The 21,810-nt window shown below is 69.7% G+C and carries 22 protein-coding genes and 1 pseudogene; 18 read left to right on the top strand and 5 right to left on the bottom strand.

The annotated features are described in order from the left end of the window. Window positions 1-631: 631 nt before the first annotated feature. Window positions 632-946, bottom strand: a complete 315-nt coding sequence (locus tag AB0M63_RS23255; protein WP_355909556.1) for a hypothetical protein — start codon at window positions 944-946, stop codon at window positions 632-634. A 275-nt stretch (window positions 947-1,221) separates the two neighbouring features. Here AB0M63_RS23255 and AB0M63_RS23250 point away from each other — a divergent pair, with 275 nt between their 5' ends. From AB0M63_RS23250 to AB0M63_RS23235, 4 genes are all read left to right on the top strand, one after another. After that, a complete protein-coding gene (locus AB0M63_RS23250) occupies window positions 1,222-1,788 on the top strand; it encodes a WHG domain-containing protein (protein ID WP_355909554.1) in 567 nt (188 codons plus the stop codon). Then, window positions 1,785-2,963, top strand: a complete 1,179-nt coding sequence (locus AB0M63_RS23245; protein ID WP_355909551.1) for a GDSL-type esterase/lipase family protein — start codon at window positions 1,785-1,787, stop codon at window positions 2,961-2,963. The genes AB0M63_RS23250 and AB0M63_RS23245 overlap by 4 nt, the downstream gene beginning before the upstream one ends. Window positions 2,964-2,998: 35 nt before the next feature. Next, on the top strand, window positions 2,999-3,358 hold the full coding sequence (locus AB0M63_RS23240) for an arsenate reductase family protein (protein ID WP_355909548.1): 360 nt from the start codon (window positions 2,999-3,001) through the stop codon (window positions 3,356-3,358). A gap of 130 nt (window positions 3,359-3,488) precedes the next feature. Continuing rightward, window positions 3,489-4,178: a hypothetical protein gene (locus AB0M63_RS23235; RefSeq protein WP_356055115.1), complete on the top strand. Its 690-nt coding sequence runs from the start codon at window positions 3,489-3,491 to the stop codon at window positions 4,176-4,178. 3 nt (window positions 4,179-4,181) lie between these two features. Here AB0M63_RS23235 and AB0M63_RS23230 read toward each other — a convergent pair whose 3' ends face one another. Further along, the gene (locus AB0M63_RS23230; protein ID WP_366020689.1) at window positions 4,182-5,051 is read right to left on the bottom strand and encodes an alpha/beta hydrolase; all 870 of its coding nucleotides are present in this window, start codon (window positions 5,049-5,051) and stop codon (window positions 4,182-4,184) included. A 21-nt stretch (window positions 5,052-5,072) separates the two neighbouring features. Here AB0M63_RS23230 and AB0M63_RS23225 point away from each other — a divergent pair. The 7 genes and pseudogenes from AB0M63_RS23225 to AB0M63_RS23195 form a co-directional block, all read left to right on the top strand. Next, window positions 5,073-5,210: pseudogene (locus tag AB0M63_RS23225) on the top strand (MarR family transcriptional regulator); the annotation flags it as partial. A 241-nt stretch (window positions 5,211-5,451) separates the two neighbouring features. Next, a complete protein-coding gene (gene glnII, locus AB0M63_RS23220; RefSeq protein ID WP_355909539.1) occupies window positions 5,452-6,480 on the top strand; it encodes a glutamine synthetase in 1,029 nt (342 codons plus the stop codon). Window positions 6,481-6,796: 316 nt separating this feature from the next. Next, window positions 6,797-7,378, top strand: a complete 582-nt coding sequence (locus AB0M63_RS23215) for a winged helix-turn-helix domain-containing protein (protein ID WP_366020688.1) — start codon at window positions 6,797-6,799, stop codon at window positions 7,376-7,378. A gap of 60 nt (window positions 7,379-7,438) precedes the next feature. After that, window positions 7,439-8,449, top strand: a complete 1,011-nt coding sequence (locus AB0M63_RS23210) for an NAD-dependent epimerase/dehydratase family protein (protein ID WP_355909533.1) — start codon at window positions 7,439-7,441, stop codon at window positions 8,447-8,449. A gap of 81 nt (window positions 8,450-8,530) precedes the next feature. Next, complete coding sequence (locus AB0M63_RS23205) at window positions 8,531-9,796, top strand: sensor domain-containing protein (protein ID WP_366020687.1); 1,266 nt, start codon at window positions 8,531-8,533, stop codon at window positions 9,794-9,796. Then, entirely contained in the window at window positions 9,781-10,434 is a 654-nt protein-coding gene (locus tag AB0M63_RS23200; protein WP_366020686.1) for a response regulator transcription factor, read from the top strand. The genes AB0M63_RS23205 and AB0M63_RS23200 overlap by 16 nt, the downstream gene beginning before the upstream one ends. A 183-nt stretch (window positions 10,435-10,617) precedes the next feature. Continuing rightward, window positions 10,618-12,174: a DUF1996 domain-containing protein gene (locus AB0M63_RS23195; protein ID WP_355909524.1), complete on the top strand. Its 1,557-nt coding sequence runs from the start codon at window positions 10,618-10,620 to the stop codon at window positions 12,172-12,174. 85 nt (window positions 12,175-12,259) lie between these two features. On the opposite strand, the gene AB0M63_RS23190 is transcribed toward AB0M63_RS23195, so the two are convergent. Then, window positions 12,260-12,661: a hypothetical protein gene (locus tag AB0M63_RS23190; RefSeq protein WP_355909521.1), complete on the bottom strand. Its 402-nt coding sequence runs from the start codon at window positions 12,659-12,661 to the stop codon at window positions 12,260-12,262. Between the two features lie 139 nt (window positions 12,662-12,800). Between AB0M63_RS23190 and AB0M63_RS23185 the strand changes: the two genes are divergently transcribed. The 7 genes from AB0M63_RS23185 (at window position 12,801) to AB0M63_RS23155 (ending at window position 20,060) form a co-directional block, all read left to right on the top strand. Further along, on the top strand, window positions 12,801-13,310 hold the full coding sequence (locus tag AB0M63_RS23185; protein ID WP_355909518.1) for a tetratricopeptide repeat protein: 510 nt from the start codon (window positions 12,801-12,803) through the stop codon (window positions 13,308-13,310). A 60-nt stretch (window positions 13,311-13,370) separates the two neighbouring features. Further along, window positions 13,371-15,290, top strand: a complete 1,920-nt coding sequence (locus AB0M63_RS23180) for a hypothetical protein (protein WP_366020685.1) — start codon at window positions 13,371-13,373, stop codon at window positions 15,288-15,290. A gap of 526 nt (window positions 15,291-15,816) precedes the next feature. Further along, window positions 15,817-17,322, top strand: a complete 1,506-nt coding sequence (locus AB0M63_RS23175) for a helix-turn-helix domain-containing protein (RefSeq protein ID WP_366020684.1) — start codon at window positions 15,817-15,819, stop codon at window positions 17,320-17,322. 95 nt (window positions 17,323-17,417) lie between these two features. Beyond that, window positions 17,418-17,891, top strand: coding sequence for a helix-turn-helix domain-containing protein (locus AB0M63_RS23170; protein WP_366020683.1), 474 nt, complete (start codon window positions 17,418-17,420; stop codon window positions 17,889-17,891). A 186-nt stretch (window positions 17,892-18,077) separates the two neighbouring features. Then, on the top strand, window positions 18,078-18,791 hold the full coding sequence (locus AB0M63_RS23165) for a ParA family protein (protein ID WP_366020682.1): 714 nt from the start codon (window positions 18,078-18,080) through the stop codon (window positions 18,789-18,791). A 653-nt stretch (window positions 18,792-19,444) separates the two neighbouring features. Continuing rightward, entirely contained in the window at window positions 19,445-19,621 is a 177-nt protein-coding gene (locus tag AB0M63_RS23160) for a hypothetical protein (RefSeq protein WP_366020681.1), read from the top strand. 127 nt (window positions 19,622-19,748) lie between these two features. Continuing rightward, window positions 19,749-20,060, top strand: coding sequence for a hypothetical protein (locus AB0M63_RS23155; protein WP_366020680.1), 312 nt, complete (start codon window positions 19,749-19,751; stop codon window positions 20,058-20,060). A gap of 178 nt (window positions 20,061-20,238) precedes the next feature. On the opposite strand, the gene AB0M63_RS23150 is transcribed toward AB0M63_RS23155, so the two are convergent. Next, the gene (locus tag AB0M63_RS23150; RefSeq protein ID WP_366020679.1) at window positions 20,239-20,760 is read right to left on the bottom strand and encodes a hypothetical protein; all 522 of its coding nucleotides are present in this window, start codon (window positions 20,758-20,760) and stop codon (window positions 20,239-20,241) included. Window positions 20,761-20,786: 26 nt separating this feature from the next. Next, window positions 20,787-21,758 (bottom strand): hypothetical protein, encoded by a 972-nt coding sequence (locus AB0M63_RS23145; protein ID WP_366020678.1) that lies wholly within the window; start codon window positions 21,756-21,758, stop codon window positions 20,787-20,789. Window positions 21,759-21,810: the final 52 nt, after the last annotated feature.

The raw sequence follows: 21,810 nt of genomic DNA, 5'->3' as shown, positions 1-21,810 counted from the left end.
AGGAGTTGCCCTCGCGGAGAGGGAGTCCTCGGCGTGAAACCGCAACTCCCCGGCGCGGAAGCAGGAGTTGCCCTCGCGGAGAGGGAGTCCTCGGCGTGAAACCGCAACTCCCCGGCGCGGAAGCAGGAGTTGCCCTCGCGGAGAGGGAGTCCTCGGCGTGTAGGCGCGACTCCCCGGCGTCAGGGCGGGAGTTGGAGACACGGGGAGGAAGTCTCCGGCGCAGGGGCGGGCCTTCCAGCCACAAGTAGGGGCGCTGGCGACGCAAGAACGGGAGTCCGCTCGGGCAACCTCGCGCGGCTCCACGGTCGGTGGCGGCGGTCGGTGCGCCGGCGCCGGGCCGATGGCGACGGGACATCCCCTCCTGGGTCGGCACTCGGAGCCACAGGGACTGAATCACCCGGCGCAGACACGACAGTTTCCGGCGCGAGGGCGGGACTTGGAGGCGTCAGGCGGGACCTTCCCGGCACAAGGACAAGCCCTGTCGGCGCGGAGGCATGCAGCGCTGACGCCACACCCCAGTAACTCCGCGTTACACCCAGTCAACGCACACCCGGACACCCGCACACCTCACCCCAGGCGCGCGCACCAGCGCCGGGCGCCCCAAAAAACACTGGGCACCCGGCGCCACCCCTCAACGCGAGTACCGCATCAACGCCCGCACCATGTGGCACGTCGTCTCCGACGGCGGGTGGACGCCGATCAGCTCGGCGGTGCTGCGGATGGTCTCGTTGCGGGCCTGGTTCGGGACGTACACGCCCGAGTCGAGCAGGGCGATCGCGAGTCGCATCGCCTTGAGGCGGCGGTTGTGCGTGACGTACCAGTCCCGCGGGCGTCCGGGCGGCAGCGGCCGCTTCTCCACGGGGACGTAGGGCAGGTCGAGCTGGACGGGACGCTTCGCGGTGGACTGGGTCGGCAACGGCTTCGGCTTCAGTGCGGCAGCGGGCACGGACATCCTCCTGTCGCGGTCAGGGTGCCGTCCGGACCCCCCGGCGACACCCTCGAACACTGCTAACAGTCTACTGCCCGCCACTGACATCCGGTGAGCCCACAGCGACCATCAAATGCCCAGGTGGGCAAGGATGTTGTCACCATGTCACCCCTGGTCCGGGAGGTATGCGTGAGGCATCAGGAAATTCGAACAGAGCACATCTGACAGTGCAGCGATTTGCCTAAAGGTTTTAGGTAAATGCACAATGCGTGTCACCGAGTGGGAGGAAGGTCATGGCCAGAGCAGGGCTGACCCCGGAGCGGCTGACACGCGCGGGCGCGGAGCTGGCCGACGAGGTCGGGTTCGAGCAGGTGACCGTCTCCGCGCTCGCCCGGCGGTTCGACGTCAAGGTCGCGAGCCTGTACTCGCATCTGAAGAACTCCCAGGAACTCAGAACCAGGATCGCCCTGTTCGCCCTGGCGGAACTCGCCGACCGGGTCGCCGACGCCCTCGCCGGACGCGCCGGCAAGGACGCCCTGGCCGCCTTCGCGGACGCCTACCGCGACTACGCCCGAGAGCACCCCGGCCGGTACGCCGCCGCCCGCCTCCGGCTCGACCCCGAGACGGCCGCCGCCAGCGCCGGAGTGCGGCACGCGCAGATGACCCGGGCGATCCTGCGCGGCTACGACCTGACCGAACCCGACCAGACGCACGCGGTCCGGATGCTGGGCAGCGTCTTCCACGGCTACGTCAGCCTGGAGCTGGCCGGCGGCTTCGAGCACAGCGCGCCCGACGCGCGGGAGTCGTGGAACTGGATCGTGGACTCACTTGACACCCTGCTACGGAACCCGAGGCGATGAACACCGAACGCGACTGGACCACCACCCCCGTCACCGCGGACCTCCTGCGCGGCTTCCTCGACGTGGAGACGACCGCGCACGGCCTGCTGCCCCACCGCCTCCCCGCCCGGGCCCGCCGCCAGATCCCCGACACCCAACTGACCGTCGCCGAGGCCCAGCCCTCGGGCGTACGACTGGTGTTCCGCACCCGGGCCACCACGATCGAGCTGGACACCCTGCCCACCAAACGCGTCTACCAAGGCTTCCCGCCGCCGCCCGACGGCGTGTACGACCTGCTGGTCGACGGCCGTCCCACCGCGCAGGCCACGGTGCCCGGCGGCAACGTCCGTACGATCACCGACATGTTCACCCAGTCCTCCGAGCTGTCGGAGGGACGGCCCGGCACCGCCCGGTTCGCCGAACTCCCGGCCGGTGACAAGGACATCGAGATCTGGCTCCCGCACACGGAGATCACCGAGCTGATCGCGCTGCGCACCAACGCGCCCGTCGAGAAGGCGCCGGACAGCGGGCGCAGGGTGTGGTTGCACCACGGGAGTTCCATCAGCCACGGCTCCAACGCCACGCGTCCGACCGCGATCTGGCCCGCCCTGGCGGCGGCGCACGGTGGAGTGGAACTGGTCAACCTGGGGTTCAGCGGGAGCGCGCTGCTCGACCCGTTCACCGCCCGCGCGATGCGGGACACCCCGGCGGACCTGATCAGCGTCAAGATCGGCATCAATGTCGTGAACGCCGACGTGATGCGGCTGCGCGCGTTCACCCCCGCGGTCCACGGCTTCCTCGACACCCTCCGCGAGGGGCACCCGACCGTGCCGCTGCTGGTGGTGTCCCCCATCCTGTGCCCGGTGCAGGAGGACACCCCCGGCCCGCTCGCCCCGGACTTCGAAGGCGGCACCCCGCGGTTCAAGGCCATGGGCGATCCGGCCGAACGCGCCGCCGGGCGCCTGACGTTGAGGGTCATCCGGGACGAGCTGGTCCGGGTCGTGGAGCGGCGGGCGGCCGACGACCCGCACCTGCACTACCTCGACGGCCTCGACCTCTACGGCGAGCGGGACCACTCCGAGTTCCCGCTGCCGGACGGGATCCATCCCGATCCGGCGGGACACCGGCGCATCGGCGAGAACTTCGGGCGGCTCGTGTTCGGTGAGGGCGGTCCGTTCGCGCACGGCACCGGCTGACCTGGGCGTGGGGCGTTCATGGTTACCGTGGACCCATGGAGATCTGGATCAACCCGGCCTGTTCCAAGTGCCGTAGTGCCGTGAGTCTGCTCGACGCGGAGGGGGCCGAGTACACCGTCCGCCGCTATCTGGAGGACGTGCCGAGCGAGGGCGAGATCAGGGACGTACTGGAGCGGCTCGGGCTCGAACCGTGGGACATCACCCGTACCCAGGAGGCCGTGGCCAAGGAGCTGGGGCTCAAGGAGTGGGCGCGGGACGCGAGTTCGCGGGAGCGGTGGGTGGCGGCGCTGGCCGAGCATCCGAAGCTGATCCAGCGGCCGATCATCACGGCGGACGACGGCACGGCGGTCGTCGCCCGCAGCGACGAGGCCGTACGGGACGCGCTGTCCCGGTGACCTCGCTCGTCCCGGACCTTCAACATCCTTGTGACGCACGTCACTTATGTGACTCCTGTGTCCGCTGAGTTACATCGTTCGGCATCCCGTACATAGCGGCGTACGCTCCCCCACCCCACAGGAGACGTGAATGTCGCGCAGGAGAACTGCCAGCACGAAGAAGAAACTGGCACTGCTGGTCACTGCGGCGGCGGTCGCGGGAGGCGGGGCCTTCGCTCTCGCCACCACGTCGAACGCCTCGCAGTCGACCGCGCAGAACGCCAAGACCCTGTCCGCCGCGAACTCGACGGTCTGCCAGGGGCTCGCCACCGCGCTGGGCAACAACCAGAAGTTCATCGACGGTCAACGCGCCGCGCCCGACGCCCAGTCGAGCGCGCGGATCGCCAACCGCGAAGCGGTCATCGCGCAGATCAAGGTGCAGCAGAAGGCGTCCGGTTGTGCGGTTGGGGAGTCGGCTCAGGACTCCCAGACCACGCAGCCGGCGCAGTCCGCGCCCGCGGGATCGACCGCGACCTCGGCGCCCGCGGCGACCCCTCCAGCGGGCAACACCGGCGGGGGTGCCGCCGCCGCGGGCAGCCAGGTGTGCAACGGCTCGACCGTCACGCTCTCCGGCGAGGCCGGTGCGCCCGCCGCGTCCAGCAACCAGTTCCCGGCCGGTACGACGCTGAAGGTCACCAACCTGGACAACAACAAGTCCACGACGGTGAAGGTCACTTCGGTCTCCGGCAGCTGTGTCCTGCTGAACAACGCGGCCTTCGAACAGGTCCGTGAGCCCGGCAAGTTCCTGATCCGCCGTGCTCTGATCCAGAAGGTGGGGTGACGCCTAGGGTCCGAGAAAACCGGTGAGGTGACGGCCCAGTCGCTCAGGCGCGGACTGTGGCAGCGCGTGATGGGAGACGTCCGCGAGGGTTTCCGTCTCCACGCGCGGCAGCAGACCGGCCGCCCGGGTCGCCACCAGGTGCGTGTCATGGGTCCTGCTGCTTCCGGCCAGAAGCAGCAGGACCGACGCGTTCAACCCGCGCAGCGCCTCGGGCGCCGGCCGGGGACCGGTCACCGGCTTCACGGACGGGAACCCCGCGCCCGCCTCCTGGAGGCGCAGCCAGTCGGGGTCCAGCGCCGCTCCCCCGGTCTCCCACTCCAGGAACGCGCGGACCCGGCGCGCGGTGGGCCGTAGCAGCATCGGCAGCGCGTGCAGCAGATACGCCGTCTCGAACCCGGCGAAGCACTGGGTCGGGTCGAGGAGGAACAGACGGCGTACGCGGGCGGGCGCGTGTAGTGCGTAGTGCAGGGCGATCCAGCCGCCGTAGGAATGACCACCGAGGTCGGCGGCCGACGTCAGCCCCAGGCCGTCCAGCAGCGCGTCCAGCCAGGACATCAGGTCGGCCACCGCGCGCGGGTGCCGACCGGTGTCCGGGACGCTGCGGCCCGGGCAGCCGATCAGGTCGACGGCGTGGACGCGGTGGCCGGCCCGGGCGAGGTCGCCGGCCTGGGCGTACCAGGACGCCGAGGTCGCTCCCCCGCCACCCGGCAGCAGCACGACCGGGTGCCCGTCGACGGGCCCGCACACATTGACGTACGTCCCGCCGAACGGCGTCGGGACGGTGACCGCCGCCCGCTCGTCGGGCCACTTCGCCATGACCTTGTCGTAGGCGGACCCGAAGCGGTCGGGGTCGTACGTGCCGCGCGTTCCCATGGTCACCCACCCTGACCGGAAATGGAGATCGTACATCTCCTCCGTGCCGTGACGGCCGAACTCGCCCTGCACAGCGCCCGGTTCGCGAACCAGAACGGTATGCACCCCATGGACGTCCGCGCCCTGATCGCCCTCATGGACGCCGCCCGGGCCGGCGAGGGCTAACCCCATCGCATACGAGCGGTCCGGTCGCTCCCGTCCGCGATTGCGAACGGCGGGTCGGGTCCGGGGCGGGTGAATCGCGCCACAGCATCACCAGGTAACACGGGGTTCACATTCGAGCAATGATCGGGAAATCGCATGTTGACAGGCTGCCCGGCATGAATCGCGGCGCCCCAGTGCCGCTGCGCCGCAGCACCCGCAAGTGCGACCGAAAGACCCACCCCGAAGGATGTGGCCCGTGACCTTCAAGGCTGAGTACATCTGGATCGACGGCACCCAGCCGACGGCCAAGCTGCGTTCCAAGACGAAGATTCTCGCCGATGACGCCAAGGGCGCCGAGCTGCCGATCTGGGGCTTCGACGGGTCGTCCACGAACCAGGCCGAGGGGCACTCCTCGGACCGCGTGCTCAAGCCGGTCTCCAGCTTCCCGGACCCGATCCGCGGCGGCGACGACATCCTCGTCATGTGCGAGGTCCTCGACATCGACATGACGCCGCACGAGTCCAACACCCGTGCCGCGCTCAGCGAGGTCGTCGCGAAGTACGGCTCGCAGGAGCCCATCTTCGGCATCGAGCAGGAGTACACCTTCTTCGACGGCTCGCGCCCGCTGGGCTTCCCCGAGGGCGGCTTCCCGGCCCCCCAGGGCGGCTACTACTGCGGTGTCGGCGCCGACGAGATCTTCGGTCGCGACATCGTCGAGGCCCACCTGGAGAACTGCCTCAAGGCCGGTCTCGCGATCTCCGGCATCAACGCCGAGGTCATGCCCGGCCAGTGGGAGTTCCAGGTCGGCCCGGTCTCCCCGCTGGAGGTCTCCGACCACCTGTGGATCGCCCGCTGGCTGCTCTACCGCACCGCCGAGGACTTCGGCGTCTCCGCGACCCTCGACCCCAAGCCGGTCAAGGGCGACTGGAACGGCGCGGGCGCGCACACCAACTTCTCCACCAAGGCGATGCGCGAGGGTTACGACGCGATCATCACCGCGTGCGAGTCCCTCGGTGAGGGCTCCAAGCCGCTGGACCACGTCAAGAACTACGGCGCCGGCATCGACGACCGTCTGACGGGTCTGCACGAGACCGCCCCGTGGAACGAGTACTCCTACGGCGTCTCCAACCGCGGCGCCTCGGTCCGTATCCCGTGGCAGGTCGAGAAGGACGGCAAGGGCTACATCGAGGACCGCCGTCCGAACGCCAACGTCGACCCGTACGTCGTGACGCGTCTCATCGTCGACACCTGCTGCGCCGCGCTGGAGAAGGCCGGACAGGTCTGATCCACCCCGCTGTTCGCGCAGAGGGCGTCCACCGTCGTGGTGGGCGCCCTCTCGCGTCCAAGCTGTGAGAGGAGGCTCCTGTTGCGGGCGCGTGTCTGCTTCAATGGGCGCATGGGCAACTACCAGAAGTGCGGAGCGACGGGTCGCCATGACCTGGAGCCCTTCTGGCCTTCCCGTCAGCACCATGACTTCGACCGGGTGTGTTGTCGCGCGATGAACGCGCCGGCCCTCTAAAGCCGTACACCCCCGGCCTCCGGCCTGCGCGACTCGACGTACGTCCCTCGACGAACCTCTCGCGCGAAAGAGCTGACCTCTCATGGCGATCATTCATTCCCTGCCGTCCGCGACCCTCGACGCCCCCTCCCCCACCGCCGCACGGCACCATCTGCGCGCCGTCGACCGGGACGAGGTGATCGACGTGGCGGAGTTCCTGCCGCCGGGTGCCACCTGGCTGCCCGCGCCCCCGCACACACTGCCCACGCTGCCGGGGCAGCCGCCGATGGTCGGGTACCTCGTCCTCATCCCGGCCGACAGCCCGCACCTCGCCCGGACCGCACACCCCGACGTCCTGGCCGACGGCACGCCCGGCATCGCCGCCGACGCCGAACCGCTGGTCCGGATCGACACCGTGCAGCGCACCGCCCGGCTCAAGGGCGAGGAACTCGACCTCACCTACCTGGAGTTCGAGCTGCTGGCCCATCTCGTCGCCCACCCCAACCGGGTGCACACCCGCGACCAACTGGTCACCACGGTGTGGGGCTACGGGCATGTGGGCGACGGCCGTACCGTCGACGTCCACATCGCCCGGCTGCGCCGCAAGCTGGGCGTCGAGCACCGCAAGGCGATCCAGACGGTGCGCCGGGTCGGGTACAAGTACACGCCGCCGACCGCGCGTTGATCCTCTGCTGATGGCAGATCCACGTTCCGTTCCGCGGGCCGCGCGGGCAGAGTCGTCGGCATGAGACTTCTGGTGCTGGGCGGTACGGAGTTCGCGGGACGGGCCGTGGTCGAGGCGGCCCTCGGCCGGGGCTGGGAGGTGACCGTCCTCAACCGGGGCCGGCACGCTGTGCCTTTTCCCCCGGGCCCGGCCCGCGTACGGGCGTTGCGGGGTGACCGCACCGCGCCCGGCGGGCTCGCCGCGCTGGCCGAGGGCGAGTGGGACGCGGTCGTCGACACCTGGTCGGGGGCGCCCCGCGCGGTGCACGACGCGGCGCGGCTGCTCGCCGACCGGGTGGGCCGGTACGTGTATGTGTCGAGCTGCTCGGTGTACGCGTGGGCGCCGCCCGCCGGGTACACCGAGGACGCGCCCCTCGTCGAGGGCGCCGAGCCCGACGCCGACAAGACCGACTACGCGCGCGACAAGCGGGGCGGTGAACTGGCCGCGCTCGGCGCGTTCGGTCCCGAGCGGTCGGTGTTCGCGCGGGCCGGGCTGATCCTCGGGCCGTACGAGAACATCGGGCGGCTGCCGTGGTGGCTGAACCGGATCGCGCGCGGCGGGCCGGTGCTGGCGCCGGGGCCGCGGGAGCTGGCGCTCCAGTACGTGGACGTGCGTGATCTCGCCGAGTGGCTGCTCGGTTCGGTGGAGCGGGAGTCGAGCGGGGCCTACAACCTGATCTCCGCGCAGGGGCACGCGACGATGGGGTCGCTGCTGGAGGCGTGTGTGCGGGTCACCGGTGGGGCGGCCGAGCTGCGGTGGACCGATCCCGAGGTGGTGCTCGCGGCCGGTATCGAGCCGTGGACGCAGCTGCCGGTGTGGGTGCCGGAGGGCAGTGAGGGGCATGACGCGCTGCACCGGGCCGATGTGTCCCGGGCGCTCGCGACCGGACTGAGCTGTCGTCCCGTCGAGGAGACGGTGGCCGACACGTGGAGCTGGTTGCGGGGCATCGGCGGGGTGGCGCCGCGGCGTCCGGACCGGCCGGCGGTGGGTCTCGACCCCGCGGTGGAGGCGAAGGTGCTCGGAATGCGCTGAGACGGCGGTGTCGCCAGGTACACCCCCGGCGCGGTGGCCGGGCCCCGTGACCTCGCCGCCCCGCTCGGTGAGACTTGCGGCATGGATGTGAAACAGGGCCGTGTCGTCCTCACCGCCGGGCTGCGTGCGCTCGCCCTCGCTCTCCTCTCCCTCGCCGGGTCGCTCACCCTCTTCCTGCTCACCGTCGTCTCACTGGTGCTGGTCCCGCTGGGCCTCGGTCTGTTCACCACTCCCTGGGTGCTGGCCGGTGTGCGGGCCCACGCGGACCGGCGGCGGCTGCTGGCCATGGAGTGGTGCGGGGTGCGTATCCCGCCCGCGTACCGGTCCATCCCCCGGGACGCGCGCCCGTGGACCCGCACCTTCCGGATGCTCGGCGACCCCGCGACCTGGCGCGATCTCCGCTGGCTGCCCGTCGACATGATCGCCGGGTTCGTCACCGCGCTGCTGCCGGCGGCCCTGGTGTTCTATCCGCTGGAGGGCTTCGCGCTGACCTTCGGGCTGTGGCGGGTGTTCACGGACGGGACATACGTCGGCTGGTGGTACGGCTTCGTGCCGGTGAGCGGGCAGGGCAGCGCACTGCTCGCGGGGCTGCTGGGCGTCGCGCTGCTCGTCGCCTCCTACTTCCTCACGCCCGCCCTGCTGCGCGTCCACTTCCTCTTGACGCGTTCCGTGCTCGCTCCGGGACAGGGTGAACTCGCCGAGCGGGTAAGGGTGTTGACCGAGACCCGACGGGACGCCGTGGACTCCTCGGCCGCCGAGCTGCGCCGTATCGAACGCGATCTGCACGACGGCGCACAGGCCCGGCTGGTCGCGATGGGCATGGAACTCGGCACGATCGAGGCCCTGTTGGAGAAGAACCCGGCGAAAGCCCGGGAACTCCTCGCCCGCGCCCGGCAGTCCTCCGCCGAGGCACTGGACGAGCTGCGTGATCTGGTGCGCGGTATCCATCCACCGGTGCTGGCGGAGCGCGGACTCGGCGATGCCGTAAGGGCGTTGGCGCTACGGATGCCGGTGCCCACGGAGGTGAGCACGGACCTCGGGGGCGGGCGGGCGGACGCGCCGGTCGAGTCGGCCGCGTACTTCGCCGTCAGCGAGGTGCTCACCAACGCCGTCAAGCATGCGGGCGCCGACCGGATCTGGATCGACCTCCATCACGTGAAGGAAGGGGCGGGGGTGCTGCGGATCTCCGTCACCGACAACGGCGGGGGCGGCGCGCGGGTCGGCGCGGGGTCGGGACTCTCCGGAGTCGAGCGGCGCCTGGGTACATTCGACGGCGTCCTGGCCGTCAGCAGCCCCGCGGGCGGTCCCACCATGGTGACCATGGAGATTCCGTGCGTGTTGTCCTAGCCGAAGACCTGTTCCTGCTGCGGGACGGGCTGGTGCGGCTGTTGGAGGCCTACGACTTCGAGATCGCCGCGGCCGTCGAGACCGGGCCCGAACTCACCAAGGCACTGGCCGAGTTGGCGCCCGACGTGGCCGTGGTCGACGTACGGCTGCCGCCCACGCACACCGACGAGGGGCTGCAGTGTGCGCTGCGGGCGCGGCGGGAGCGGCCCGGGCTGCCGGTGCTGGTGCTGTCGCAGCATGTCGAGCAGTTGTACGCGCGGGAGCTGCTCGCCGACGGGACCGGCGGGGTGGGTTATCTGCTGAAGGACCGGGTCTTCGACGCGGAGCAGTTCGTGGACGCCGTACGGCGGGTGGCCGGTGGTGGGACGGCGATGGATCCGCAGGTGATCCAGCAGTTGCTGGCGCGGCGGGCCGCCGACGACCGGCCGCTGGCGCGGCTCACGCCCCGGGAGGTAGAGGTGCTGGAACTGATGGCGCAGGGCCGGTCGAACGCCGCGATCGCGGGGCAACTCGTCGTGACGGAACGGGCGATCGCGAAACACACGTCCAATATTTTCGCCAAACTGGGGCTGGAAGTCTCCGACGACGACAATCGCCGCGTGCTGGCCGTATTGGCCTATTTGGACCAGGGACGCTGAGCACTAGCTGTGAGTCGATCACAACTGCCGGTGTTTAAGGGCCAGTTGAGAGGGGACTTACCCAGGAACCTCTCATAAATTTATGAGACGGCTGAACACTCCTGGGACCCCCTGCGTATCTGAGGGAGCCGCTTCACTCCTGTCGGGCGCCTCGCTGCCCCGCAAGGAAGTCAGAGGAGTTCCATGGGACGCAATGATCGTAAACGCCGTACGCCGCTGGCCACCAAGGCCATTGCCGCATCGGCTGCCCTAGCGCTCGGTGGGGGCGGGCTGCTCTGGGCACAGATGAACGCTTCGGCGCATGAGTCCAACTCATCGGGCCAGAACACCACCAAGGCCGCCACGGCGGCCCAGGTCGCGACGATCGCCTGCCCGGACGTCGGTCAGCAACTGACCAACGTGCCGCAGAAGGCTCGTCAGGGTGTCGCCACCGAGCTGGCGAACCTCGACAAGCAGATCACCGAGGCCTACACCCGGCTCGCCTCGACGCGCCAGGCACAGACGAACGACGCGAGCTTCGTGCAGAACGCGATCGTCGGCCCCCTCAAGGAGAAGCGGGCCGCGACGATCGACCGCATCCGCATCGACATCCAGCGAGTGGGCGGCAGCGTCAACGCCACCGCACTGAAGCAGCTCGCCGCCTGTACGACGCAGGCCGCCAACACCACCACCGCCGGTGGTCAGAACAACAACGGCGGAGGCAACAACAACGGCGGGCAGAACAACAACAACGGCGGCCAGAACAACGGCGGCCAGGCCACTGCCGCCCCGAGCGCCAGCGCCAGCACCCCGGTCGACGTCGGCGCCGGCGGCCAGGCCGGCAACGGCCCGTCCGCGGCGGACTTCGTGGACATCACGAAGGTCGCGCCGAACGTCCAGGGCAAGCCGGCGAAGACCGGCCAGGCCTCGACCGGCACCTTCACCACCAAGTGCGGTGTGAACGCCAACAAGAACCACAACACCGACAACGTCATCGTGGCGCCCGGCGTGAGCAACGGCGCGCACCACGAGCACGACTACGTCGGCAACCAGAAGGTCAACGCGTTCTCGACGAACGACTCGCTGCTGGCCGCCCCCTCCAGCTGCCAGAACCAGAGTGACCTCTCGGCGTACTACTGGCCGGTCGTGCGTGAGCAGGACGGCTCGCAGGAGTTCGACGCGGGCGCGGCCGGCGGTGGCACCGAAGGCAACGTCGGCAAGATCATCACGCCGGTCCAGGCGCAGATCAAGTACGTCGGCAGCGCGGCCAGCAAGGTCGTCGCGATGCCGCAGTTCCTGCGCATCATCACCGGTGACGCCAAGACCACCATCAACGGTCTGGCCAACGCCAACGCGCACTGGAGCTGCACCGGCTTCGAGAACAAGGTCCAGTTGACCGAGCAGTACCCGATCTGCCCGCAGGGCAGCCAGGTGGTGCGTTCATTCGCCTTCCAGAGCTGCTGGGACGGCGTGAACATCGACAGCGCCAACCACCGTACGCATGTGGCCTTCGCCGACCCCGCGAGCGGTGTCTGCCCGAACGGCTTCAAGGCGATCCCGCAGCTGACCATGCGCCTGGTGTACAACCTGGCCCAGCCGAGCATCGTGAACGGCCAGGTCAAGAACGCCTACGCCGTGGACGGTTTCCCCGAGGAGCTGCACAAGGCTGCGACCGACCACGACGACTTCATCAGCGTCACCAAGAACAACCTGGCGGCGAAGATCGCCAACTGCGTCAACTCCGGCCAGAAGTGCCAGTGAGTAAGCAGTAGTACGAGAGCGGGCGGTGGGATTCTCCCACCGCCCGCTTTCGTGTGCCCCCAAGGGGGCTTTCCGTAAAGGGAGTTCAGCTCGTGTGCTTCGAGTGGTCGGTGCCGATCTCCTCGTCGCCGCCGAGCGTCTCCTGGAGCTTCTTCACGATCTTGTCGGTGCCGACGGCGACCCACTTGCGGCCGACGAGGTAGAAACCGCCGTAGTCCTTGGCGTCGTTGATCCACTCGCGCTGGCCGCGGTCGGTGGCGAAGGTGGCGAGGACGAACTTGCCGTAGCTCATCTTGCAGATGGCCTGGCGGAGTTCGTCGGCGTCGGTCTGGATGTCGGGCGTGCACTTCACCTTGGCCGCCAGGCTCTCCAGGCTGCCGGTGGCCGCCGTCGGTACGGTCGCGGCCTTGGTGTCGGCGCCGCAGCCCACCAGCGCCAGCGCCGCCGTGGCGCCGGCCACCGCGAGCATCGGTCGGGTCAGCCTCATCTGTCGTTCCTCCGGTCGTCCGGTCAGCAGCATGCCGCAGTCGGCCCCGGCGAGGGGCCTTCTCCTTCGATACGGCCACGACGGGCCCCGCGCTCAAATCCTTGGTCCCCGGCTGTACGCGTGTGCGAAGGTGGCGCCCGTGAACCAAGACTGGGAAGACCGTGTGACCGCCGCCTGGGCGACTTTCGACGACTATCCGGAGGAGCGGGCCGCCGACTTCAGGGCCGTGATCGACGCGCTGGTCGCCGAACTCCCGGACGGCAGTCCGCTGGGCCCCTTCGAGCGGGCCTGCGCCTGGGACTCGACCGGGCACTCGGACCGGGCGGTCCCGCTGTACCGGGAGGCGCTGGCGCTCGGGCTGAGCGAGCGGAGCGGATACAAGGGGCGGCGAGCCAAGATCCAACTCTCCAGCTCGCTGCGGAACATCGGGCGGGCGGAGGAGGGCGTCAAGCTGCTCACGCCCGAACTCGACGGTCCCTCCGACGAGTTGGACGACGCGGTACGCGGGTGCCTCGCCCTGTGTCTGTCCAGCCTGGGCCGCGACCGCGAAGGTCTGTCCCTCGTGCTGGGCGCCCTGGCACCCCATCTGCCGCGCTACCAGCGGTCGATGGCGAACTACGCGCGTGCCCTGGTCGAGCCCGACGGCTGAGCCGCACCCGAGTCGCCCGGACGGCGGTGACCAACTCACCATTCGCTCGTTTTGCTGAACGTGCAGTCACAGGATGTCGCCAAGCGCCCCGCAGCTTCACCCACCGACCCGGCCGTCGATGTCGAACAGGCCGAGGCCGCGCTCGTCGAGCACTATCCACGGCTCGTCCGGCTCGCCTATCTGGTGCTGCCCCCGAGCCTCGGCCGCAACCGGCGGGTCCTGACCGCGCACGCCCTCACCCAGCGCGCCCTGCCCAGGGGCCGCGCGTCGGCGTCCGTCATCCCGGCCCAGTCGACCGGCCGGGACGGCGACCCCGGGTACGCCTTCGTCCGCCTCCAGGTCGTGCGTACGGCGCTGGAGGCGGGCCTGCCGCTGTCGCTGCGGTCGTGGCCCAAGCGCTCCCAACTCCCCCCGTTGCTCCCCCAGGTGTGGGGCCTGCGGCTCTTCCCGCGCTCGGGCGGCGCCGACGAACTCGCCCTGGACCAGCGGCTGTCGGCCCTGTCCGGCCCGGCGCGCGCGGTGTACGTACTGCGCGGCCTGGAGCAACTGCCCAACGGCGACGTACGCCGGGTACTCGCGGCGGCCGGGGTCGACGAGGTGGACGAGGCACTGCGCGAGGCCGACGAGGCGCCGGAGCGGTACGGGCTGCTGGACTCCCCCGAGTTCGACCCCTGTTCGCTGCACGCCCGGCCCACCGATCTGATGCGCCGCCGCCAGCACGGCAAGGCCGCGCTCGCCGCCGCCGCTGCCGTCGCCGTGTGCGGTGCGCTGCTCGCGCTGCCCGGCGGCGGCTGGGGCCCGGACGGTGCCGCCGCCCCCGCGTACGCGGAGAACCCGGCGGCCGAAGCGGCCCTGAACCCAGGCAAGTTGACGAGGGTCGCGCCCACCGCGTGGGAGTACTCCGCGCGCAAGGACTTCACCGTCTGGCCCGCCCGCGGCGACCTCACCAAGGACACCGCGCTGCTGCGCCGTGCCCTCGCCGTCTGGGCCCGCCCCGGCGAGTCCGTCCAGGTCTCGGCGACCCCCGGCACCCCCTCCGGCGGCCCGGCCGGACCGCCCCAACTCCTGTACGCGGGCACGGTCGACAACGCACGCGTGGTGATCCTCTACGACGGTCTGCGCATCGCCCGCTACGCCGAGCCGAAGGACGGCACCAAGGGAGCCGCGCTGGACTTCGCCCGGGTCGACGGCGCGACCGGGTCCGAGGCGAACGCGGTGGTCCTGGACCGCGCCGACGGCAACGTCCGCTATCTGACCGCCCCTTGGGTCAAGAAGGCGGCCGAACGGGACCTGCAGAAGCCGAACGCCGGCGCGCTGCCCCTCACCCTCACCGACGGGATCACCTCGCCGCTGGCCAGCCCCGCCCAGCAGACCGGCGCGTGCACGTCGTGGAACGTGCTCCAACTGACCGACGACACCGGCACCCGGCTGATGAGCGACCTCGGCGAGCTGGTCCCGGCGCATCTCACCGCCGGGCGGCCAGGCTCGGTCCACGAGGTGTCCGGAGCGGAGACGCAGCACGCCTGGGCGCCCTTCGCCTGCTCCCTCGGGGCGATGCGCTCGCTGGGCGTACGGTCCGTGAACGCCTGGCAGTACGCCCAGCAGCCGCTGCCGGACGCGAGCGGCGCGGGGACATGGACGTGCACGCGGGCCGAGACCTGGCGGGGCGGTGGCGAGCGGGTGCTGGCGCAGTTCCAGACGCCGGGCGGAACGTTCGGCGCGGTCGTCGCGAAGGCGCAGGACGTACCGGCGTGCGGGGCGCGTGACCCGCATGTGCTGGCCGGGGTGCTGTGGAAGTCGGCGGCGGGCCACTGGTATCTGCTGGCCGCGGGCAGCAAGGGCACGGAGTCGATCACGGCGACGGGCGGCGTGACCGGCTCGGCCAAGGGCGGCCTGCTCGCCGTGAAGACGCGGCAGGGCGCGCAGGCCGAGCTGAAGGGCGCGCTGGACGACGGCAGGACGATCTCCGGACTGCGCTAGCTGACACCGGCGTCAACAAGTCCCCGCCGAAGGGTTCCGCGCGGACTTACTCGTCAGTACATTGACGCCATGTCCAACAAGCCGCTCAAGCCTCGAAGGGTGTCCTTCTCCTGGTAAATCCTGCCGCACCCTTCTGACCTGGGCTTACGGAGGCTGAAACGGCTGTGACCTGCTAGGACGGGTTGCAGAGGCGATCGGAGGCAGTCAGAGGGAAACGCTCTGATTCGACCCCGGTTCGACCCGGGTTGCTCGGAGGCAGTCAGAGGCGATCCCTCTGCAACTCGCCTCCGGGAGACCCGAGTTGACGGAGATCGATCAGGAGCGTCATCCCCCGACGGCGCTCTGCTCCCGCCTTGGTCGAGTTGCGATGGGGACGCCTGCCTCCTGAACGGAGCCAGGCATACGAATGCCTCCAGGACGGCAGTCCTGGAGGCATCGCTGGCACCGATCGGAGGTCGGTTCCGGGTACCACCCGTGGTTTTAGCGGGCCTGGGTGGCGCCCTCGTCTTTGCGAGACGACCTCACCGTGCCCCAACACAGCCATCAGGCACAACCACAACGGCAGACAACTGAACCGCTCGACCGCCTGGGCCTTCACCGACTTCGCCCGGCTGCGGCCGAGCTCGTCCTTCTCGGGGATCTCACCGGCCGCTACGCGACCGGCAGTTACAGCAGACTCGGCTCCGACGGCCGCACCGTAGTCATGCGCCAGGACCGGGAGGGCGCGGCCGGGCACGGGCACCGCATCACGGCGGCCATCGCCTGCCATGTCGCCCGGTCCGGCGGCACCATCGACGAACTGACCCGGCTGTTGCTGCACCCCGACCACGACGGTGGCCGGCATGCTCAGCACATCGCGCTGCGTTCGGGGCAGGCACGCGCCCTGGACTACATCCGCCGGGTGTGGGCCAGCGCCTCGGCCGTGGTCACTGGAACGCGCGTGCCGGAGTCGCGTCACCACGCCTACGAAGTCCTCGCCGCGCTGCGGGATCGCATCGAGACCACGCCGTGGCGCGGCGAGCGAGGACGGACCGCACTGCGGGTGCTGCGGGCCCATCTGAGCTTCGCCGAGACCGCCGGCGGCCCGCTGCACCACGCCAGTGAGCGGCAGACCGCGGAGGAAGCCGGGATCTCCCGGACGACGCTGCGCGCGGTCTACGAGACGGTCCTCAAACCAGAAGGCTGGCTGCGCCGTCTGCGGGTCGGTCACAGCCGGGAGGGCTCCACCTGGTACCTCGACCACGCCGGCCCGGGTAACCCTCGTGCCCGCGCTTCGCTGTCTCGTTCCTGGACCACTCAGTACCCCCCCGACCTGGCACTTGAGGAGTGGACCACCCCTGAGACAGGCATGAGGGCCGACATCGACTCCACCGTCGTCGCCCGCCTGATGGGCCACGACGCCTTCACCCGGCGCGGTCTCGGCAGCTCCGCCCTCATGGTCATCGGGGCACTGCACGTCCAGCCTGCCCAGACGGTCAGCGATCTTGTCGCTACGGCCTCGGTGTCCCGGGCCACCGCCTACCGGACCTTGCGGCGCCTGGCCGACCACGGTCTCGTCCACCACGCTGGCGAGACCTGGACACTCGCCCCGCGCGCGGTGGAGGGCTTCGGTCTCAGCCCTCTGGATGCCGCTTCGCACCCAGGCACACGTCCGGCACCGGGGTGGGAGGGCATCGCCCGGTTCTACGGCACGGCGGGCACCGCGGTCCGACGCAGGACGCTGCATGCAGCCGAGCGAGCGGCCTACCGAGAGGCACTGGACCGCCTCGCGGAGCACCGCAGCAAAGCCGTGGTGATCGTCCGCGACGGGCGCCAGATCCTGGTCCCGGCACCCCGGCCCGATGAGATCCCATCCACGTGGCAGAGCACGGGCGGACGCGTCCTCGACCCGGCCACCGGCCGGCCTGCCGCCGACTGGCGCATCGCCACGGACGGCCGGCTGATCCTCATCACCCCTGCCGACCAGCGCAGTTACGACGAGCTGGCCGCCGCCCATGCCGAAGCCCTCAGCGAATGGAACTCCGCCGCGTGAACCCAAACCCCCCGAGCACACCCGCCGACGGTGAAATACCGGATCTTCAGTCTCTGCGTGAGCGGTATGAGTCCGGTGCCACGGTCCAGGAACTCATGACTGCCAGCGGCCTGTCGTACGGCACTCTCCTCAACCGGCTACGCGAGGCCGGGACCGTGATGCGCACCTCGTGGCAGACCCGCCGTATGCGCGCGGATCCCGAAGCGCGCCAGCGTCTTGCAGCCCATCTGCGCGTCCTCTATGAGAAGCACGGCGCGACCCTCACCGAACTCGCCTCAGCCGCAGGAGAGACGAGGACCGTAGCGCGAGGCCTGCTCGTCGAGGCCGGCGGCACCGTCCGCACGACGCAGCAGACGCTGCAGATCCGCTTCGCAGCGCGCGCCGCCGAGCGGCAGAAGCTCGCACAGTCGTTGCGGGCGAAGTACGAGGCGGGTGCCACGGTCCCGGAACTCGCCCAGAAGTGCAGGTACTCCGTCGGCACCGTCTACCGGCTCCTGCACCAGGCAGGCACCCACATGAGGCCCCAGCACCGCCACGGACCCGCTAGCCAGGTGAAGAAGCCGTCATGAACGCCCGACCCCTCACGGATCCTCCACGCAGAGCTGTCCGCCTCAAGGGCCCACCCACCCACCATCCCAGCCACACCTGTGCTCCAAGAGCCCCTCCCGCCCCACTTCGCAAGGCCCAAAGCACGTGTCGACGCGGTCGACAGCCCTCACAAACCTCCCTTTCAAGTTTGAGGAGAACAAGCACACGTGAATGAGAACACCCGTCACAAGACCCTGACCGCGGCCACGGCGAGCGTCTGGGACGCGTTCGTCATAGTCGTCGGCATGCTCAAGGGCGGCACCGGCAAGACCACCTCCGCCTGGTTCATCGCCCTCTACTACGCCGTCGTCCTCGGACTGCCCACCCTGCTGCTGGACGCCGACGCGACCAGCCAGTCCGCCTACGACTGGTTCAAGGTCGCGGCGGCTGCGGGCTTCGAGATCCCCGCCAACCTGGTGGTCGAGCGGTACCCGTTCGAGGACATCGCCGAGTACATCCGGGCCAAGCGCGCCGAGTTCGGCGCGATCGTGGTCGACGCCGGCGGCGGCAGCGCCCGCATCTTCCACGAGGCCGTCACCGAGGCGAACCTCCTGCTCGTGCCCGTGGCCCCCACCAAGATCGAACGCCGCAAGCTCGTGGCCACCTTCGACGAGGCGGAACGCGCCGCCGCCCGCAACGAGCACGGTGTCACCGCCCACGTCGTCATGGTCAAGGCCGACGACCGCACCAGCCTCCCCCGCAACGCCCGGGACAACCTCCTGGAGCCCGGCGAGGGCGAGGGCATCGGGCCCGACCGCGACGAACCGTTCCCGCTCGCCGACACCGCCATCCACGCCTGGGTGCACTACATGGAGGCCTTCGGCGAGATCCCCACCGAACTGAGCGAGTACGCCGAGCTGATGAAGGAGCTGACGGCATGACGGACCGAATGAGGCCCCCGGCCCGCCGCACGGGTGGTCGCCCGCTCGGTGGAGCCAAGCAGGCGACCCCGCCGTCCCCACCGCCGACCGCCGAGCTCACACCCGAGCAGTTCGCCGCCGAACAGGCCACCGCCCAGGGCGAAGGCCATCCCGCTGCCAGCAAGCCGCAGATCCAGCCCGCGCCTTCCGCCGTTCCCGTCGGCCGGACCGAGGTGCCACAGCCCTCGACCCAGCCAACTACCGAGGCGCCGAGCGTCCCCGCCCCGGAGACGGCCGCCAGTCAGCCGGCCCACTCGGCAGTCGTCGCCCTCGGGGCGGGGACAAAATCCCCTGGGGAACCAACGGAGCGGCAGGAGGCGCCCGTGGTCCCGACTCCCGGGCCCGCAGCATCCGCGCTCCAGCCCACGCAGTCTGCTGTACCTGTTGCTCAGCAGGGCCTGTCCCACGTCGCGTCCGCGACTTCTGGTGCTCCAGCCGCGGAGGTGGCGGTTCGCCCGGCCATTCATCCGGTCGCAGGTGGTACGGCGTTCCCGGTAAGGATCGAGGGTCCAGGGGTTTACCAGGAACAGGACACTCGATCGCAGGAGGCTCCCAGCGAGGGAACACCGTACGCCCACGGTCCTGGCCGTCCCAAGGACATTCCCGAGATCGCCATGGTTCTCAACCAGCGCATCATCGCGCGCGAGAGCCTTGACTCGTCGGTTCCCGCGGTGCTGAAGCTGAAGAAGCGGCTCAAACGCTTCGCGCTGGACAACGAACTCGACCACCTACCCATCGGCGACATCGTCTCGGTCGCACTGGAAGAGTGGCTCACCTCCCGCGGGTTCTGACACGACGTACGACGCGAGGGGTGGCCGCCCCCATATCGGAAACGCGGCCGCCCCTTCCGCCGACTATTCCAATCGCCCACTAGGCGGCTAGCCAGCCGCCTAGGCCGGACGGACCGGAGCAACATTCGTGCCCGATCTCTCCCACCATGCTCGGCGCCTACGCGACATCGCCGACGCGCTCGAAGCAGAGTCACAACCCAACGACGACCCATTCACTCCGCATCCAGACACGTCGAAGGTCATCAACGACCGCCACACCAAGCGCGGACAGCTCAACTACGCCGTCCCAGACGTCCTCCAGCTACAGCGACGCGTCCGCCGCTACAACGCCGATCACGACATGTCCCATGGCGACATCGTCGCCGTCGCCCTCGACACGTGGCTTCGAGCCAAGGGCTACCCACCTAGTCTCAAACCATCCGAGACAGATGCCCCATGAGCAGGCTGCACGATCAACTCTCTCTAGAGTGATGACCCGCTCCGGCTGATCCGCCGCCAAGGACCCGTTGTCTATCGCACCTGCCACTCCCACGGCTGCATCAACCTCCCGTGAGCGACATCCCACGCCGAGTGCAGGACACGCAGGCTCTACATCTCAGCGCGGGTGCCGGCATGCTCTACGTCCCATTCGGACCTGCCGGCGGCCGAGCATCCGCCAGATCCGCGTCTCCTGCCACTATGACCCTGCCGAACAACCACACCAGACGTGTCGCCCGCGCAATGCCGAGCGCCATGGCCAACTCAGCAAGCCAGTGAACCCCGCCCGTGTCCCTTTCCCTAATGTCCAGAACCGTGGCCAGCAGGCAGAGCCCGGAGACCACCAGAGTCGCACCCAGGATGCTCACCCAGTTCCGTCTGAACTGCGGGCCCTGCATCGGATGTGTGCGCAGCGTCCGCATCCGCTGTCCGGTGGACGCGGCGTATTGAGCGATCGCCGCAGTGATGAAGCTGCCGACGATGGCTGCGACTGTCGCCGTCGCCGTGTAAACGTTGACGCGCTGCTCCCGCGCCGGCCAGCCCAGTACATCGCCTCTGCCGGTGATCAGCACAATGCCCAGATGCGCGCCGGTGATCACGAACGCGACAATCCAGTCCAGGCGCGGCCGCCCCACCCATCGGACCCATAGCCAGTCCAGCACCGCTTACTCACCCCCTGAGCTGCCGCTCAGGCTAGCGGTCGGTGCTGGCAGGCTTCTTGCAACTCCTGCGCGTGCGTGCGGGCAGCTCCGAAGACAGCGTTGACCGCGAACTGCAGGTCCACCGACCGTCCATCGGTGAATGCGACCGGCACATCGCACTGGGCGGTGATGCGGTGCTCCAGAAAGTCGAGCGGCTCATACTCCAGGGACTGCCGGTGCGGGTCGCGGATCGCGACCTGCCCGTTGACGGAGCGCACCACGCCCGACTCGTCCATCCATTCGTCGAGGTCGGGGATGAACTGCAGGACATCACTGCGCAGTTGGGTCGCGGCCCGGTTTCTGCGAACCAGACTCAGGCGCCCTCCGCGCCTGGGGACCCGCAGGCTGAGAGTGATGGCAGTGTCTGGGTGCCGCTGCCCGAAGCTGCGGAGCGAATGCCCCAGCTCGGATTGTGCGTTCAGAGCCCCGACACTGTCCGCCGGGGCACCCTCCAACTGCACGGTCAGCTCTGACACTGCTTCTATACGGTTCAGTTTTTCGCGGGCCCGCGCATGGATGACCGGCTTCAAAACGACCTCACCCCACGGGAGTCCAACGCCGTTCAACCACTTGGTGATGGCGCTGACCCGCGGTGCGGAGAAGCCGCCATGGAGGGTACCGATGATGTTCCCGTATGGCATGAAGCAGAGGGTCGTCACGTGCACGACATCGGTGCCGGCCGCGAGCCGCAACGCTTCAATGGTGCCGTTGCTGTGATCGAGTTGGTGAGGCACCTCTCCAGTGATCTTAGCGAGGAGGAGATGATCCTCGGAGGTGGCCGCATCGACGGCCCCGATCAGCCGATCTTCACCACTCTGCACACTGCGTTCGTCAGGCGGTGCGGCCGAGATGCGGTCGAGGAAGCCCCGCCAGTCCTGAGGCTCCATGCGTGGCTGGTGGTTCTTGGCCTCGACGATCTCGAAGAAAAATACTGTGCGCTTGCGCATCGTTCCGGCCATTTCGCCTCCCCCTACTGCTGGCATGGCCCACATGATCGTAGGCACATTTGCC

This window comes from Streptomyces sp. NPDC051576, assembly GCF_040681835.1.
Taxonomy (GTDB): Bacteria; Actinomycetota; Actinomycetes; order Streptomycetales; family Streptomycetaceae; genus Streptomyces.
Note: the sequence above shows the minus strand (reverse complement) of the source record. Positions and strands in the feature narration are given on the sequence as shown.

Bases quoted from the DNA above. Each gene is read 5' to 3' on its own strand.
- AB0M63_RS23210 (WP_355909533.1), top strand. From the start codon at position 7,439: ATGAGACTTCTGGTGCTGGGCGGTACGGAGTTCGCGGGACGGGCCGTG.
- AB0M63_RS23145 (WP_366020678.1), bottom strand. From the start codon at position 21,758: ATGGCCGGAACGATGCGCAAGCGCACAGTATTTTTCTTCGAGATCGTC.
- AB0M63_RS23205 (WP_366020687.1), top strand. From the start codon at position 8,531: ATGGATGTGAAACAGGGCCGTGTCGTCCTCACCGCCGGGCTGCGTGCG.
- AB0M63_RS23240 (WP_355909548.1), top strand. From the start codon at position 2,999: ATGGAGATCTGGATCAACCCGGCCTGTTCCAAGTGCCGTAGTGCCGTG.
- AB0M63_RS23215 (WP_366020688.1), top strand. From the start codon at position 6,797: ATGGCGATCATTCATTCCCTGCCGTCCGCGACCCTCGACGCCCCCTCC.
- AB0M63_RS23170 (WP_366020683.1), top strand. From the start codon at position 17,418: ATGACTGCCAGCGGCCTGTCGTACGGCACTCTCCTCAACCGGCTACGC.
- AB0M63_RS23195 (WP_355909524.1), top strand. From the start codon at position 10,618: ATGGGACGCAATGATCGTAAACGCCGTACGCCGCTGGCCACCAAGGCC.
- AB0M63_RS23190 (WP_355909521.1), bottom strand. From the start codon at position 12,661: ATGAGGCTGACCCGACCGATGCTCGCGGTGGCCGGCGCCACGGCGGCG.
- AB0M63_RS23160 (WP_366020681.1), top strand. From the start codon at position 19,445: ATGGTTCTCAACCAGCGCATCATCGCGCGCGAGAGCCTTGACTCGTCG.
- AB0M63_RS23245 (WP_355909551.1), top strand. From the start codon at position 1,785: ATGAACACCGAACGCGACTGGACCACCACCCCCGTCACCGCGGACCTC.
- AB0M63_RS23250 (WP_355909554.1), top strand. From the start codon at position 1,222: ATGGCCAGAGCAGGGCTGACCCCGGAGCGGCTGACACGCGCGGGCGCG.
- AB0M63_RS23235 (WP_356055115.1), top strand. From the start codon at position 3,489: ATGTCGCGCAGGAGAACTGCCAGCACGAAGAAGAAACTGGCACTGCTG.
- AB0M63_RS23230 (WP_366020689.1), bottom strand. From the start codon at position 5,051: ATGGGAACGCGCGGCACGTACGACCCCGACCGCTTCGGGTCCGCCTAC.